The organism is Pseudoalteromonas sp. A757 (assembly GCF_004103285.1).
Taxonomy (GTDB): domain Bacteria; phylum Pseudomonadota; class Gammaproteobacteria; order Enterobacterales; family Alteromonadaceae; genus Pseudoalteromonas; species Pseudoalteromonas galatheae.
The window spans coordinates 173,409-189,671 of the sequence record NZ_QNQN01000074.1; the positions used below are offsets into that span (position 1 = coordinate 173,409).

The following is a 16,263-nucleotide window of genomic DNA, read 5'->3' on the forward strand; positions in this document are numbered from 1 at the left end:
CCTTTCGCTCTATCAAGCGCAGCACATATAAATGTCGACAAGTTTCAGCTATACTGCCGGGCAAAATTTAATAGAGGCCTATCATGTTAGATATCGTTTTATACCAACCCGAGATCCCGCCTAATACTGGCAATATTATTCGTTTGTGTGCCAATACAGGATATTCATTACACCTAATAGAGCCGCTAGGATTTGAATGGGATGATAAACGGGTTAGACGTGCAGGCCTTGATTATCATGAGTTTAGCGAAGTTGAGCGCCACCCAAACTTTGAAGCATACTTAGCCAAACGAAATCCTAAGCGAGTATTTGCTTGCACGACAAAAGGTAGCAAATACCATCATGAAGTAGCCTATGAGGCAGGTGACTGCCTATTGTTTGGCCCTGAAACTCGTGGTTTGCCAGAAGACATTATTTTTTCACTGCCTGAGCCTCAACGAGTCCGTATTCCAATGCGCCCCGATAGCCGCAGTATGAACCTATCTAATGCCGTTTCTGTTTTTGTTTATGAGTCTTGGCGACAACTTGAGTTTGCAGGCGCAAAGTAAGAACCGCTCCTAGCTTCTGCTGCATAGGAGCAAACTTGAAGCACAAAAAAGGCGCCTTACGACGCCTTGCTAACTTTAATTTACATTAACTATAGGGATTCTTTTAAATTTCTGCGTGGTGCAAAATCGTACCAACAATATCACTGAATTTATTTGCCGGTTTCATTGAGTTTACTGCACGTCCACAAGCTTTCATCATATCGATGAGGTCAAAATAACCAACTGGATGCTGAGTCACTTCATCGATCACTAGCAAAAACTCGAAGCCACCTTCTTCCATTGTTTTTAGCACATTGCCAACCACAGTTTGGCTAGTTTGTTTTAAGGTGATTTGACGAAGATCGGATAGTGGGATCATGACATCATTGACGTTTAAATCACGTCTCGTACAGCCACGTCTTTCTGCAATACTCAACACGTAGCGACTACCAATTCTTGCGTTAGAGATCATACCTACAAGCTTTTCTTTGCTATCTACGACAAAGCTTGCTCTGCGGTGCGTTTTATCTAGCACTAACGTAGCTTCATCTATGCTACTGTTTTCATCAATATGCTGCATTGGTGCCAAATGTAAATTGTGCATTAGGCAATGCGCTGGTGCTTGCTCTAGGTTGTCAGTGTTACAAGCTGGGAAGTTATTTTCAGCAAGTTCATGATTTGCAACAGGTTGAGTTTTCAATACTGTATAAGTGTTCATAGATCACCTCTATCTTTAAAATTAATTAAGCACGGAAAAGGACTAAATTAATCTGCGACAGGTGGTGCTCTAATAGACTCGCTTACTGAGTTTGAATAAGAATAGGCTGGTTGCGATTGCGCTATGATAAAGCTACTAGGAACCGCGAAACGATGAGTCGTTGATACAACGCAATCATCTAAATCAGGGCTGGAGCTCGAGTTGTCTAGGTCGACAACGATAGGTGCGATTGAAAGCGTGGTATCACATTTAGCAGCATCGGCCGTTGACACAGTCAACAGACTCAACATACAAAATGTAATCATCCAACGAACTAACCGCATAGTATTCTCACTTCTACTGCCTTACTTTGAGTGTATGGGCAGTTTCTTGCGTTTACAAGTATTATTTCTAATCTATTTACTAAGCTTTTAAATATACTAAGGTTAATTTTTGTACGCACATTCAGCACTGTGTGAGCTGAGATGAATTGTTACTAATCTCCTGTTTGTAGCGCGCCGTTTAGCGTTATACTAACGCTGATATTTTTGGTATGTACCTTAAATCAAAAGAATTAAATCATACCAATTTTCTTAATTAAGTGAGCTATTTTGAGGCGAGAAAATCTTGTCGATAGCCAGGCAAAATTTTGCTATTTAGTTGTTCTAAATGAGAAATTTTTAACGCAGCTAGCGTCAGGTTTACTCCTTCAAATTGAGCAAGTATTAAGACTAATTGGTATTACAACACGAGGTGTACAGTGCAACTATCACGCGGTATCGAGTACTTTATTGCCGGCTTTTCTTTGATCACCCAAAAAGGATTAAAACGTTTTGTATTTATTCCTTTAACAATCAATGTATTGCTATTTGGTGCGTCGCTCTTTTTTCTTTATGACTGGCTGACTCAAGGGTTTACTTACCTCAACGGGTTATTACCAGACTGGCTCAGTTGGTTGGAATGGCTAATGTGGCCAATTGCTATCTTAGTAATACTTTTCAGTTATAGTATGATTTTCACGGTGATAACCAACTTTATTGCTGCGCCTTTCAATGGCTTACTCTCCGAAAAAGTAGAGCTTTACCTGACCAACCAACACATCAATGATGATAAGCTAATTGATACCATAAAAGATGTGCCGCGAATGTTGGGTAGAGAATGGACCAAACTCTGCTACTACCTTCCACGCGCACTCGGCTTTTTCATCTTACTTTGGATGCTGCCGATTGTTGGGCAAATTTTATGGATTATGTTTACATGTTGGATGTACAGCGTGCAATACAATGATTACCCGTTTGATAACCATAAAATTCATTTCAAGCAAATGAAAGATGATTTGAAGAGTAAACAAGGGCTGTCTTATGGCTTTGGCTGTGCGGTATTTATACTGACCTCAATCCCATTTGTTAACCTCATCGTGATGCCCGTTGCAGTGTGCGGAGCTACCAAACTGTGGGTAGAAAACTATCGTCAGCAATATCGCTAAGACGCTCGTATGACTGACATCTAGCTGTCAAAAACTCATGCTTTACTTACCTTTTTTGCAAGTATTAAGCGGAGTCGCTATGCGCCTAACATTAGGCCTTATCTGGTTAACGGTATTTTTACCGGGTTGCCAAACAACAAAACAGTTTGATGTCGGTACACGGCCTCAATTTTTAGTCTCGCAACTTCCAGATGGTGAGCTTAAAGAAAAGCTTGCAAGCTGTTTAGATAAACCAATCAAGCGCACACGTTTTTCCATAGGACATCGCGGTGCGCCACTTTTCTACCCTGAACACACCAAAGAATCATACATTGCCGCCGCAAAAATGGGAGCAGGCACGCTCGAATGCGATGTAACCTTCACCAAAGACAAGACTCTCGTTTGCCGCCATGCACAATGTGATCTTCATGCAACAACCGATATCTTACTAAAACCCCAGCTTGCGGCTAAATGTAAAAAGCCTTTCACACCAGCCAATCCAGACACGAATGAGCCCGCTTTTGCAGAGTGTTGTACCTCAGATCTCACATTAGCGGAGTTTAAACAGCTAACCGGTAAAATGGATGGCGTAAATAATAAAGCCACAACTGCCGCCGAATACGTAAAAGGTACGCCCAATTGGCGTACAGATCTTTATGCAAGTTCTGGAACATTAATGACCCACAGCGAAAGCATTGCTTTATTTAAGCAGCTGGGTGTAAATATGACACCTGAGTTAAAAGAGCCAGAAGTGCCAATGCCCTTTAATGGGTTAAGCCAAAGTCAGCTCGCACAAAAAATGCTGGATGAATATACTGAGCACAATGTCCCCCCATCTCAAGTTTTTCCACAATCCTTTTCTTACCAAGATATTCAGTACTGGATAAAACATGCGCCAGAGTTTGCAAACCATGCCGTATTTCTTGATGGTAGAGAAGCTGGCGAACATTTTGATAGTAACAAACCAAGTACTTGGCAACCGTCAATGGAAGACTTAGCCAAAAATAAGGTAAAAATTATCGCCCCACCAATTTGGATGCTCATTAGCGAAGATAAAAACGGCGAGATCATTCCGTCGCAGTACGCCCTAGCCGCTAAACGCGCAGGATTAAAGATAGTTGCTTGGTCGCTAGAGCGCTCAGGCCCTTTAGCGAACGGCGGTGGTTGGTATTATCAATCCGTAAAGAACGCAATTAAGCATGATGGCGATATACTTAGGGTGCTAGACATATTGGCAAAACAGGTTGGCGTAGTTGCTGTTTTTAGTGACTGGCCCGCCACTACCAGCTTTTACGCCAACTGCATGGGAATTGAGTAAGCCAGCTGCATTAAACTAAAACCCATTAGAAAGTCATTAGCACCTATTTAAAAAGCTGAAAAATTTAGGTTTGTAAGTCCACAGCAAAACCACCAAAATTGATGTGAGTGTTGCTGTGGCGAACCAATAAACTAGCCCTAAAGAGACACCCCACATCGTTGTAGCAAAAGCCAACGTAATGAATAACAGTAAGTATCCGAATATCCTAAATCGTCGTTGTTGACCCACACCGAATGCTCCGTCTCTGTTAGAGAGCTTCACCCTATGTCGTGACAAGGATAAATTCAACAACGCAAAGGCTAAGAAAAGTAATACAAACAAAACAACAATTAACTTCATTGGGCCACCTTAGCTCTGATGTCTTCTTGTCGGCAACGTACAACCCAAAAAGCTGCTACAAAGCAAATAGAGATAAATAATACCGTTAAATCAAATCCAACCATCAGCCAATCGCTATTTATCCAACTAAGCCATATATTATGTTCCGTTGTTAGTGCGTTAAGTATAGGTAGTACCCCATATAGCAAAGCAGCACAGCATAACATTCGCTGCCAAAGCCATTTTTTTGAGGCTAATCCACAATAGAGTATGCATAAACCTAACGTTATAAAAAGTATATGCATTTCCCAAGCTGCTCGGCTTGGAAAGTCTATTGGCAATAACCGATTACCAGCAAAGTAAGACGCTATCGCGATAGGAAGCCCAAGGATCATCGCAATATTTATGCGCTCTATAATACTCGTTAGGATTTTATTAGTGCTACTCACTGCCTTACGCTTTTTCAACCATATCATAAGGCCAGTAGCTACCATCGCTGCGCCAAACAAACCTGATAAAAAGTAAATCCATCTTAGGTAAATATCAGCAAATAGCCCCTCATGTAAATGCTCCAAGAAATCATAAACACTTGCAGCTCCCCCAGCTTTTCCGAGTGAGATTTCGAGCATAACTTTATCTTCAATAGCACGATACTCAAGCAACGAGGCGAATTCGACACCACTTCTCGATTCAAACCAGATCTCAATGTGTTCTTTTTCTGTATTTCTTTCAACGACTCCAACATAACTAACTTTATGTGATTTGAAGCGACGTTTAGCATCGGCCAAAGCAGCTTGAACGCTTAACTCTGTGGGGAGCATCTCGATTATTTGCTGTGACTTTTGCTCTATCTGTGATTGCGCATAAAATTGGCGATGATTTTGCTGACCTTCTCCATAGCGCAGGTCAATAACTGGAGACATAGTGATCCCCATCAGCAGCAATAACCCGCTATAGGTGATCATCAAGTGGAACGGTAGTGGTAGCACACTAAAAATATTGTGAATATCTAGCCAAGAACGCAACCCTTTTTGAGCCCGGAACGTAAAGAACTCAACGAAAATTTTCTTGTGAATAACTAGACCAGTAACTAACCCTATAAGCATTAGCATTGCAGCAATACTGGTTAATATATAGCCTACAAGTTGCGGTACATAATGTAGATTATAATGCAAACGGTAAAGCGCCTCACCTCCGCTAGTTTGTCTATTACGGATAAGCGCTCCCGTCATTGGGTCGAGGCTGCTTTCGTGCCATTGTTTCGCTGTTTTTCTTTCGGCATTCTCAGGTTCTAACCAAGAGATTTCAATAAATGGATCTCTTGATGTGGGAAAGCTTACATACCACTGTGATGCATTATCACCATGTATGCTGAGTTGTCTGGTCGCGATATTCGTTATTGCGCTATCCTCAAGTCCTTTCGAAACCATGATTTCAGGTTTCATCCAACGATCAATTTCGTTTTCAAAATACCCGACACTGCCAGTTACAAAAATGAAGTACAGCATCCACGCAAAAACAACGCCGGTCCACGTATGTAGCCAACTCATAGACTGTCGAAATCTCGCTTTCATTCTCAAATAGCCTTTTCTAGATACATGACTAAAACGCTTAGCAAAACAACTAAAAGCGCAATAAAAAATATTGCTCTAGTAGTGCTTTTAACAGCAAACACCACGATCACAATCAAGGTGTAAATAATAAAACTCGACATCATTCCCGCGACAATACCATCGACTTTATTGTCTGATGGTAAGTACGAAATAAGCATGGCACTCAAGTTAGCGATAACATAACCACCAATCACGCTAAGTAAAACTCGGCAAGTAATATGCGCAGCTGGCGTTGGCTTAAATAAAGGTTTCATTAGCATAATAACCAAATGAAAAGAGCTAACCCTGTAAGTTAGCTCTTTTGACAATAACACTAGAATTGATAGGCAACTGTCAGCCTAATATCGCGACCTGCTTCTTTGATCCCGACGACACCTTCATAACCAGGAATATGACCGTAATCGGCGACACTACCATGGCTACGGTAAGACTCATCTAATAAATTTTGTATTGAAAGGTCGACTCTCAAAGAGTCGAATGGCTCGTAGCTAACATAAGCATCGACTAACTGGTAGCTTGGTTTGTCAATTGTCTCAAGCTTTTCAACCCAACCTAGCTCAATTGAACGGTGAAATACTTCAATATCATTTAAGCTCGCCACATACTTGTAATTCCAGCCAAGTTTAATCTGATCGTTTAAACGATAGTTAAAGTTTACGTTCAATGAGTCTCCAACCGCATTACCTAGACCACCGTATTCGTAGGCAGCCAAGTCAATGTTGTCAACTTCGATGCGGTTTGTGGATGTCGCGTCTGTGGGATCTGGCCAATCAAATATCACATTATCCAATTCAACGTTGTTATGGTTAAAGCTGACAATTACATCAAAATTGTCCGCTTGATAACCACCAACTAGTTCAAAGCCTTCACTACCTAAGTCACCGATATTTTCGTAGAAAACCCCTTCACGCCCTTTAAACTTGTCGAAGACAACACCATTAATTGTGCTAGAGTATACGGATGCTTCAAACATCCAAGTACCATCATTATATTGAATACCGAGTTCAACATTTTCTACTTCTTCAGGAACCAAGTTTGCATTCGGCGTTAGCTCACCGATCGTGAATGCATCTGCAATTTGTCTGCCTCGCAGCGCTTCCGCATAACCAAGTGACAACGTCAAGTTATCAGTAAGGTTGTATAGCAATCCAACATTTTTACTAAAACCATCCTGTTTTTTGGCTGAGAACTCACTGGTTGATGTAACTGGTGCACCAGCTGCATCAGTCTCAACAACCCAAACACCATCAACCTTCACCCAGTTTGCTTCCACACCTTGATGATCCAACTCATAGGAATCAAAACGTAGACCGAAACTTAAACGCAGATCAGGAAAAACTTGCCAATGATCTTGGACATAAGCTCCTAACACAGTACCATCTTCGTCAAAAATCCCACCAAAGTCTTCATAGGAGTGCGAATGTACCTTATCGTTTTTGTGCTCAATTCCATAAGTAATAGAGTGAGTGCCGATATCACTGGTATTGCGAATATCAAAACCTATCGTTTCAATTGAGGCATCCCAGGTATATAACTCGCGCTTGAATGATGACTTTGTTTGGTACACTGTTGTCTCTAAATTCACCAGAGAATTTAAAAACCAGTTGTGGTTAAGCACTAAAGTCTCGCGCTCACCCCAAGATGCAAACAGTGGGTCGCTTTCAAGTGGTGCCCAGTTTGTTTGCTTGCCAAACTCACCGTCCTCTTTTCTTTGTTCGTAGCTAACTGTAATATCTTGAGATTCTGTCAGCTTGGCATTCAGCTTAATAAATCCTAATGTTTGATCTGCTGCGGTTCCAGGAAGCGTATTACCATCACCATCTTCCATATTTTTGCGGCTAACTGTTACATACGAAGCTAAAATACCGATTGAATCAGTTGCCTTACCGTATAAAGATAAACTCTCTTTATGCCCGTCATTGGTAAAATAACTTACTTTGGCAGTTCCACCGAACCTGTCATTTTCATCCAATAGATCCGCCGCACTTTTCGTTTTAAACCGTATTGCGCCACCAACTGCACCGCTTCCTGATGTTGCTTCACCAGCACCAGCTTGTACCTCTACACTTTTCAATAACTCAGGCTCAATGGCAACACGACCTATGTGATGAAATAGTGTACTTGTTTGTGGAGCACCATCTACAGTGACATTCACCATTGAGTCTTCCACTCCACGAACAAAGATTTTTTGTGCAATCCCCAGCGATCCACCAACAGTAACTGAGGGAGTATGGCGGAAAATATCTTCTAGGTCATTTGCTTGGTAGTTAGCTAATACTGCTGGTGTAATTTCGGAGTTTGTTGTTGCCCCGACAACGGTAATTCTTTCGACTTTTTTTAGTTCTTTTTCTGTATCGGATTGCTCTGCGAGTACACCAAAGCTCAGGCTAAAGCAAGCAAGAGAAACGGCTGACGCTATGGTAGTTTTTCTAAAGAAATGACTTTTTTGGGATAAAAATGGCATGATTCATGTCTCAAACAACAGTTAAAAGGCTGAATCAGAATTATTACTATTTAGCTTTCTCAAGCAATCACTTTTACAATTGTTACATTTTACGAAACCGGAATTATTACTTGTACAACCAACCCTCCACTGGCTAAATTACGTGCTGACACGCGCGCTCTAACACTTCTCAAGTGTCGCTTAGCAAGTGCTAAACCAAGACCAAAACTATCACTTTGTGCGAGACGAGCATTGTCCACACGGAAAAATGGCTCAAATACTTTCTCAATAAACTCTTCGGGGATCCCAGGCCCCTGATCTAGCACTTCAACTAAATAATCGTTGCTTATTCGCTGTAGTTTTATCTCGACTTTTTTACCTTCAGGCGTAAAGCGTAAGGCATTACGAATGATATTCTCGATTGCTGGGCACAGTGCTCTATGGCAACTATTTACAACAACGGCACTTTTTGGCGATTCAAATAACAGCGTTCGATCAGGAAACTCAAACTTGGCGTCATCGATCAACACATCCAAAAGGTCTACTAAATCTACGCTTTCCTTCTGTAACATTGGATTTTCATTATCTAGCCAAGCCAAAGTGAGTGAATCTTCGACCAACTTTCTAATCTGTTGAGATTCACGAGCAATACGCTCTAAGTGTCGTTGGCTATCATTCTCTTCAAAGTTACTAACCGCAATATCTAGTCGAGTTAGCGGAGTTCTAAGTTCATGTGACAGATCAGCGATTAGCTGACGTTGACTTGCAATTAGCTCCCCGATCCTTGATGCCATCTGATCGAACGTAGAGGCTAAATGTGAAAACTCGTCATTGCGCTTGCCAAGATACTTTCCAAGTCTTACTTTAAAATTGCCTTTACTAAAAGCACTTGTTGCACTATCCAGCTGTCGCAATGGAATAATGATATGTCGATAAAGAAAGATGGATAATACCGCCAACACTGCCATAGGAATGAGTACCTGAAGCATAAATTTAGTCGTATTCCAGTAGATCCCAGGCCGCATTCGCTCTGGCAACTTTATGAGTAAGCTTGCATTAGAAGACTCGAATGGAAGCTCCATTATTGGATTTGATTCAAAATATAAATGTATTTTCCATTCAATGCTCCGACCAAAGTGATAGCTTCCAACGATATTCTGATCTATTGGCTCTCCAGCTAAATGAATAGCGTCAAAACTCGCGATTGATACCCATGTAGATTCTTCTTCCATCAGGTTTTTTATCCAAGCCTCTAGCGCTTCTTGGTTGTTAGCCAAGTAGAGTCTTTCAGCTTCAGACTTCCAATTCTTCATCTGGATTCTATCGCTTACAGCTATCATACTCATACTTTCTTCTGTTTTAAGTGTTAAGGCATGCAGTAAATAGAAAAAAGCGACCAAACCAGCAGCTAGGATTAAGCTCAGTTTCCACAAAATATTTCGTTTCATTTAAAACAATAACCTTTTCCATGCACAGTTTGTAAACGCTCACCATGCCAGTTTGCTTCATTAAGCTTTCTGCGTACTCGACTTAAGTGCATATCTAAACTCCTATCATATGCTCCTAATTTTTTATTAAGCACAGACAGATATAAGTCAGGTTTGGTTATGATTGTATGTGGCCGTGAAGCAAGCTCCCAAAGCAACTTGAACTGAATTGGTGTGAACTCTAATATTTCGCCATGGACATAAACCGATTGAGTCTGCGAGTTTAGTGTTAGGCCATCAATGGAAATCTCTGACGGTATAGAGAGTTGAATCATATTTTGGCTTCGCCTAAGAATACTTTCCATTCTCAAGAGCAACTCTGTGGAGTTAAAAGGTTTAGCAATATAGTCATCAGCCCCATGCGCCAAACCTATAATGCGCTCCTCCTCGGCCCCCTTTGCAGACACCATTACAACAGGGATCTGACTCGTTGCTCGCAGCTTTTTTAACAAAGAAACACCATCTAATTTTGGCAACATATTGTCCAAAAGGATCAAATCATGTTGCTGTAACTGCGCAACTCGTAATCCCGACTCACCATCAAAGCACTGATCAACTTGATATCCTGACTTTTGCAATAAATCTACCAAGTAGGTACCTAAAGTACAGTCGTCTTCGATTAGCAAGACCTTGCTCTCTCTCACATCAAACCTTTAAAAATGCAAATGATAACCAGTTTCATTTTTGCATATTAAGCACTGTATTTTGAAAAGTAAATCTCAGTTGTAACCAGATGGGTCTATTTTTTGCGAAGATAAGAAATACAAAGTATCAGAAAGCAAAAAACCTCGCGATTGCGAGGTTTTTTAAAGGATGGTGCCCAGAGGCGGAATCGAACCACCGACACGAGGATTTTCAACCCTTAACGCTTGTGCATCTAACATACTGTTTTTACTACACAAACCCACAAAATATTTCCTATAACTTTCGTCTGGTTTAATATTTATGGTTAATTTAGCTAAAATTACTTTGTTTTTAATAGCTTAGAAGTTTTAGCTAAACATACAATTCTTAATTTAAAAATAATGCCTTTTTTATGACTACTTTTCAATGCTTTGTTTTTTCTTATCATCTGGCGATTTAGGCGTGACTGGCGTTACTTGTGAGTAACCTCGCCGATAAACACGCTTTGTTGTTGCCACACTTGAGTGGCCCAATAACTCAAATGCCTGAGTAATCGTCTCACACTCACTTGCTGTCTTAGCTCGTAAATCTCTATCCTGAAAACGCTGATCAGGTTGTAAATCACCACTTTCGATTGCTGCACGCATCGCTTTGTTCCACGCAGTTCTAAAACCGTCGGGAGTCAATGCTTGTTCCTTTCGTGCATTAGCGCTTGATGCAAAGAAATACCAATGCAGTAAAGGCGTTCTGTGCTTTCTAGTGGTACGATAACCATTAATTTGTTTAAGCTCGCTGATGATAAAGCTAAGGTGATCCACCGCTTCGAACTGCAACCGGCTACCTGTTTTTGAAGCTTGAACTTTTAGTCCTTTTTCGTCATCCCAATCTTTGCTGCTAAGTTTAAGCATGTCTGTTTGCCTTAAACCGGTTGCCAGCTTTAGCGCCACATATAATTGCAGCCATCGAGGGCAATACTTAACAAACACTGCCAACTCATCATCTGTGACTAGCCGATCTCTTGGCTGTTCTGGGTTACGTATAATTCCATGAAATGGTGTGTCGTCAATTACGCCCCAACGCACAGCATGAGACATAATGGTGCTCAGTAACGCAAACTCACGATTGCCTCTTACCGGTGCCCCCTCTCGATTCCTAAGATCGAGATATTGATAGGCATGCCTGGCTCTAAGCACTCTTGGGTTCATATGACCAAAACGCTTTATCAAATGCTTTGACGCACTAATATTACTCTTGTGGGTCGACTGTGCCTTAGTGGGTGAAATCTCTTTGAGATAGCGGTCAATCAAATCATGCATCGTTTGACATTCAAAATTAATCGATGCGTAAGCGTAGTAATTGCGAAAAGCTTCACTCAGCGTTTTACCAAGGCGGATATCTTTCTGGCCACTTGCCCTCAAGTAATAGGTATTCCCTTTTTTATTAAAGATCATGCCCTTGGGCAGGTTTGCATTTTCTGCAGAACGTTTTCTTCCCATGACTGCTTACCCCGTGTACAGCTCGTCATCACTAAGCGTAGCCCCGCCACGCTTAATTTGACAGCTCTCGGCAGCACCCAGCTCTGTTTCAATCGTTTTACGCAAAACTTTGGGCCAGCCAAAGGCATCGAGAGTGAAAGTAATATGCATTGAGATCAGTTGCTCAACTTGCTTCTGGCGCTGCTTACGGCCAGTTAACTCAGCAACTTCAGCTTTAGATAGGAATGTGCTCACAAAATCCTCCAACGAATAAGTAACCACGACTAACAACTAGCCGTGAATCAGCTTGGGACTAACCTTATTCGCGATAATCAGAATTTCGCTTTTGCTTATTTCTGCTGATTTCCCAATATTTCAGCGTTTTTTACTTTACTTTATGAGTTTTTAGTTTGCAATAGCTGAAATGAAATTAGAGGGGCGATTTGTAGTATTTGAAAACACCTTATGCAAATAACAATATTTATCATGATGTTAAATTAAGATACTTGTTGTATCCTGACTTTTAAATTTATTACGTTTCTAAGCATGACATAAGGAAAGAAAAACGTGACCAATCCAATTCATCATGTTGAATTCGAAGTAATGGAAACTTGGGCAAGAATGAACTCTTTTGCAAAAAGCTTTGCGGAAATTGCAGAAGACTCTTTTGAAAGCTATTTGGTTGCAAAAGAAAATTATATTCCAATGCCTGACAATGAAGACCCTTCAGCACATTTTATCTCAGAAAAAGAGCTATATGAGGCCTCGTTTAAAACCATCGTATTCGCAGCAATGGCATGTGAAGCAGCTATTTTTGATTTAGCTGCTATACAGCTCGGGGATGATTACGTCGATAAGTATATTGATAAACTAAATCTAGTTAGCAAGTGGGTTGTTATACCAAAGCTCATCTGCGGAAAATCAATGAACATGAAAGGCCCTGCACTAAACTCCTTAAAAGAGCTTACCTATGCTAGAAATGCCTTAGTTCACCTAAAATCATTACCGGTTAAGATGAAAGGCATTGAAGAATCAGTAAAAAAAGCCGAGAAGCAAATAGATAAAATAATTAATACTACTGAAAACGCGTACAAAACTGTTGTTCTACTATCATTGGAGCTCAATCGCCTACTTGGTACACCTGCAGGCGTGTTACCATTCTACGAAGCAAGAACTGAGATTGCTGGCTTCAGTGAAAGCAGCAATAGGTCAGAAACTCTAATAAAAATAATAAACCGATGTAGACAAATTGACTCTCGGGCATCTTCAGAGTAGTTTCGTAATACAAATTGAACTGCCAGATGTGAATGTATGCCATCTCTCAAAGATATTACAAAACTTATCGGGGAAGCTATTCTAGAAACCGTTGAAGAAGGCATCCCCACAAACTCTAAAAATACTGACGAGAGTGACTGTAACTTCTCTAACTCTTACCGCCTAAATAGTGACAATGATATTGTTACTGATTTTGAGGGTCGCAATGCACCTGAAAATGGAGGCGTATGGCTAGAAAAAGGAGCTTAACCTACGTTGCTTATATCAGCTAGCAGCATAGATCATTATTTATTTACCAACATCATCAACTGAAAACTCTAAAAACTCACGGGTATAGTTCTGTAGACAAGCCAAGGTTATTTGTACCTCCTACACATACACATACACATACACATACACATACACATACACATACACATACACAACACAGATAAAGTTTCTGTGCATGACACACACTGATACAAGCTGTGTTTTATCTGCCCAATATAAGACTAAGTTGATAAATGTTTAGTGAAGCCTAGGCAATTTCAAACCAAGGATTTTTTACTAGCTAAAGGTTAGCAACTTTGATAAAAATGAACGACTCGATAAACAACTAACGCTGTCCAAAAAATCAGATTAGCTATCGCTAACATATCATCAATAACAAGGAGGCACTATGCCAAACAAAAAGCAGTTAAGTGTAAACGGAAATGCAATCACTGATTTCAGTGTCGAAGTGAAAAAAGTAAAAAGCAAACACAATGACTCTCAGATTGATATTGTAGACTTAAAAATTTATACAGATGATGGTGAATATCATTACGATATAAGAAAAGATGATCGAGCACCAGATGTATATGTGACTAGAGATTACATTGATAGTTCATTGAAAAAAGCTACCCAAGATTTTTTGAAGGTTGATATATCAGAATATACAGACAGGTTTTACTTGTTCTTTAGCGTTCAAACAATCGGACAAGTTCAATATACAGGTTACAGGCTTTAAAATATTGGAATACTCTAACGTGTCACAGGCTTAGACAATACCCCTGTTTTTTCGGACACAACATGATCTGTCAGAAATGAATGACATTAACGTTTCTGACAGTTCCTGTCCGAACTAATGCAATTTATAATTCAAGCTCGAGTTCACGACGAACGGTGTCATTTTCCCTCACTTTAATATTTTACAAAAGCTTAAATAACTCAGTATCTGAATAATTAACTTCATTTTTTAGTACCAGCTGCAAATGCTCTAGGCTAGAGACTATACCAAGACAGTCTTCATTAGATATATTCAAAGGTGATTTGCTCATTTTAGCAATCATATCTTGAGGAAACTTGATCTCTTGCATACCATCTTCATTAACTGCGCCATATTCCATTTCTGTTTCTGAGTAAAAATCTTTACTATGCGCTACTTCATTTCTCAGCTTTACTAAATTCGATAGGGTTTGATATGTGGCAGAAGTATTATCTGTAACATATACACCTGAGCTCAACAGGAAACCTAAAGCATCTAGCTTTTTAACTAAGTTCATCGATAAAAAAGCTTGTGCATGACGCTTGTAATCATCGCTTTTAAATGTATGAAAAGCCCATGAAATTATTCCATCATTTAGTAAGCTCTCTAACGTAGCAGCACTGACTAAAATAAATGAATATTTATTATTATTTCGAAACAACTCATCATCCTCAATATGTCCTAGTAAGTACTTAGAAGAACCTATCAGACCATGAGCTGTGTTACAGGAGTAAAATGTTTTAACTTTCATCGAGTTTATATGTCCACTTACATTTTAGCCAAAATACATACAAAGCGTTCACTTTTGCCAACTGGAATCATCATAATGAAGTGAAATAGTAGTTCCCTCGTCAACGGAAAAGTCTCCTAATGTGGTTATGTATTCTTGCTTTTCGTCTAGTAAGATTACGATACTCATCGAGTAAACACTATCAAACTCACGTGTAACTTTATAACTGTCAAAAACAATGTATTCTTTCTCTTCGCTATCCCACATCGCATTGTCATAGTCAGGGCCACAAATGTCAGCTTGCATTCCTACTTCAGCCAAAATTGAGATTTCTGCACGTCTACTGTCAACAGTAATGATGTTGGTTTCAACGATATCTATATACTTTAGAACAGGGTCCTCAACATCAGCTTCATAGTCATTCTCATATATAAAGTCACAGTTAATAAAAGCATCACCTAAAGCTTCCAAGAGCCATGCTTCGTTACGTTCAAGTAAGCGGTGTACGACCTCAGATAGGCGCTCTTCAGAGCGATTGTATATATCAAAAAACTCAGCTAAGTGATTAATATAAATAAACTCTTCTTGTTTATCACAAAACCCTTTTAGATCTTTGTCACCGCTAATGACGTAGATTTTCTCCCCGATATCTTTAATCTGAGATTTAAGGCTAAGTAATGATATTGCATCTGGAAATTCGCTTTTCTTTTTCCCATCGCTAAAGGGAAAGCTACCTGAAAAGTACAATGAGAGCAGTTCACTATTACAAATATTATCGGGGCTGATAACTTGCACATTCGCTCCCTCTATAAATGCATACCACTTGGATAACGCCACTTCAATTAGAGAAGGCTCATCACACTTTTCTAAAGCGCTTGTTAACTCTGGAGGTAACAGATCTTCCAATACTTCGAGCTCCTTCATCATACTTTTTTTACTTTGAAGGGCTTTATGTACTTTATTTGCGAATTTCCCCGCAACCTCTTGTTTCACGACCTCTGATATAAAAATTCTAATGCGTTCATCTTTGCCAAGTTCATATAATCGCCTTAGTTGCTGATTCTCTAATTTAAGGCCTTGTTGCACAAACACCTGTGTATCAACAAAGATATTTTTAGTTTCCATCTAGTAATTCCGCTTTATATTGCTTAGTAACTTTATCCACATCTACTTTGAGCAACAAAAATTTATTCCGCAGTACAACAAATATAATTTGCATCTTCAAGCCTAGTTGGATCTATTATCAACTTTAAAGCAGTATCTGAAGATGTAAAAATCACTGAGA

Annotated in this window: 17 protein-coding genes; 6 read left to right on the plus strand and 11 right to left on the minus strand. The window is 39.9% G+C overall.

What is annotated here, in order from left to right; translation table 11 throughout:
* Nucleotides 1-83: 83 nt before the first annotated feature.
* Complete coding sequence (trmL, locus tag DRB05_RS20310; protein ID WP_128728534.1) at nucleotides 84-548, plus strand: tRNA (uridine(34)/cytosine(34)/5-carboxymethylaminomethyluridine(34)-2'-O)-methyltransferase TrmL; 465 nt, start codon at nucleotides 84-86, stop codon at nucleotides 546-548.
* A gap of 103 nt (nucleotides 549-651) precedes the next feature.
* On the opposite strand, the gene DRB05_RS20315 is transcribed toward trmL, so the two are convergent.
* A complete protein-coding gene (locus DRB05_RS20315; protein ID WP_128728535.1) occupies nucleotides 652-1,245 on the minus strand; it encodes a CBS domain-containing protein in 594 nt (197 codons plus the stop codon).
* 47 nt (nucleotides 1,246-1,292) lie between these two features.
* Entirely contained in the window at nucleotides 1,293-1,568 is a 276-nt protein-coding gene (locus tag DRB05_RS20320) for a hypothetical protein (RefSeq protein WP_128728536.1), read from the minus strand.
* 416 nt (nucleotides 1,569-1,984) lie between these two features.
* On the opposite strand from DRB05_RS20320, the gene cysZ reads away from it, so the two are divergent.
* Nucleotides 1,985-2,710 carry a sulfate transporter CysZ gene (cysZ, locus tag DRB05_RS20330; protein WP_128728538.1) on the plus strand — a complete coding sequence of 242 codons (726 nt, stop codon included), beginning with the start codon at nucleotides 1,985-1,987 and terminating at the stop codon, nucleotides 2,708-2,710.
* Between the two features lie 79 nt (nucleotides 2,711-2,789).
* A complete protein-coding gene (locus DRB05_RS20335; protein ID WP_128728539.1) occupies nucleotides 2,790-4,007 on the plus strand; it encodes a glycerophosphodiester phosphodiesterase family protein in 1,218 nt (405 codons plus the stop codon).
* Between the two features lie 335 nt (nucleotides 4,008-4,342).
* Here the strand turns inward: DRB05_RS20335 and DRB05_RS20345 are convergent, their stop codons facing one another.
* The 7 genes from DRB05_RS20345 to DRB05_RS20375 all read right to left on the minus strand — a co-directional run bounded on the left by DRB05_RS20345 (nucleotide 4,343) and on the right by DRB05_RS20375 (nucleotide 12,222).
* A complete protein-coding gene (locus tag DRB05_RS20345) occupies nucleotides 4,343-5,875 on the minus strand; it encodes a PepSY-associated TM helix domain-containing protein (RefSeq protein WP_128728909.1) in 1,533 nt (510 codons plus the stop codon).
* Between the two features lie 26 nt (nucleotides 5,876-5,901).
* On the minus strand, nucleotides 5,902-6,192 hold the full coding sequence (locus DRB05_RS20350) for a DUF3649 domain-containing protein (protein WP_102057403.1): 291 nt from the start codon (nucleotides 6,190-6,192) through the stop codon (nucleotides 5,902-5,904).
* A 59-nt stretch (nucleotides 6,193-6,251) separates the two neighbouring features.
* The gene (locus DRB05_RS20355) at nucleotides 6,252-8,402 is read right to left on the minus strand and encodes a TonB-dependent receptor (protein ID WP_128728541.1); all 2,151 of its coding nucleotides are present in this window, start codon (nucleotides 8,400-8,402) and stop codon (nucleotides 6,252-6,254) included.
* Nucleotides 8,403-8,491: 89 nt separating this feature from the next.
* Complete coding sequence (locus DRB05_RS20360) at nucleotides 8,492-9,829, minus strand: histidine kinase sensor domain-containing protein (protein ID WP_128728542.1); 1,338 nt, start codon at nucleotides 9,827-9,829, stop codon at nucleotides 8,492-8,494.
* Nucleotides 9,826-10,512: a response regulator transcription factor gene (locus DRB05_RS20365; protein WP_128728543.1), complete on the minus strand. Its 687-nt coding sequence runs from the start codon at nucleotides 10,510-10,512 to the stop codon at nucleotides 9,826-9,828. Before DRB05_RS20365 ends, DRB05_RS20360 begins: the two co-directional genes overlap by 4 nt.
* 396 nt (nucleotides 10,513-10,908) lie before the next feature.
* Nucleotides 10,909-11,988: a tyrosine-type recombinase/integrase gene (locus tag DRB05_RS20370; protein ID WP_128728544.1), complete on the minus strand. Its 1,080-nt coding sequence runs from the start codon at nucleotides 11,986-11,988 to the stop codon at nucleotides 10,909-10,911.
* Between the two features lie 6 nt (nucleotides 11,989-11,994).
* Nucleotides 11,995-12,222 (minus strand): DUF4224 domain-containing protein, encoded by a 228-nt coding sequence (locus DRB05_RS20375; RefSeq protein WP_205125742.1) that lies wholly within the window; start codon nucleotides 12,220-12,222, stop codon nucleotides 11,995-11,997.
* Nucleotides 12,223-12,534: 312 nt separating this feature from the next.
* Here DRB05_RS20375 and DRB05_RS20380 point away from each other — a divergent pair, with 312 nt between their 5' ends.
* From DRB05_RS20380 to DRB05_RS20390, 3 genes are all read left to right on the plus strand, one after another.
* Nucleotides 12,535-13,242, plus strand: coding sequence for a hypothetical protein (locus DRB05_RS20380; RefSeq protein WP_128728546.1), 708 nt, complete (start codon nucleotides 12,535-12,537; stop codon nucleotides 13,240-13,242).
* Between the two features lie 36 nt (nucleotides 13,243-13,278).
* The gene (locus DRB05_RS20385) at nucleotides 13,279-13,491 is read left to right on the plus strand and encodes a hypothetical protein (protein ID WP_128728547.1); all 213 of its coding nucleotides are present in this window, start codon (nucleotides 13,279-13,281) and stop codon (nucleotides 13,489-13,491) included.
* Between the two features lie 409 nt (nucleotides 13,492-13,900).
* A complete protein-coding gene (locus DRB05_RS20390) occupies nucleotides 13,901-14,230 on the plus strand; it encodes a hypothetical protein (protein WP_128728548.1) in 330 nt (109 codons plus the stop codon).
* Between the two features lie 181 nt (nucleotides 14,231-14,411).
* Here DRB05_RS20390 and DRB05_RS20395 read toward each other — a convergent pair whose 3' ends face one another.
* Entirely contained in the window at nucleotides 14,412-14,999 is a 588-nt protein-coding gene (locus DRB05_RS20395; RefSeq protein ID WP_128728549.1) for a hypothetical protein, read from the minus strand.
* A gap of 48 nt (nucleotides 15,000-15,047) precedes the next feature.
* Nucleotides 15,048-16,103, minus strand: coding sequence for a PIN domain-containing protein (locus tag DRB05_RS20400; RefSeq protein ID WP_128728550.1), 1,056 nt, complete (start codon nucleotides 16,101-16,103; stop codon nucleotides 15,048-15,050).
* Between the last annotated feature and the right edge of the window lie 160 nt (nucleotides 16,104-16,263).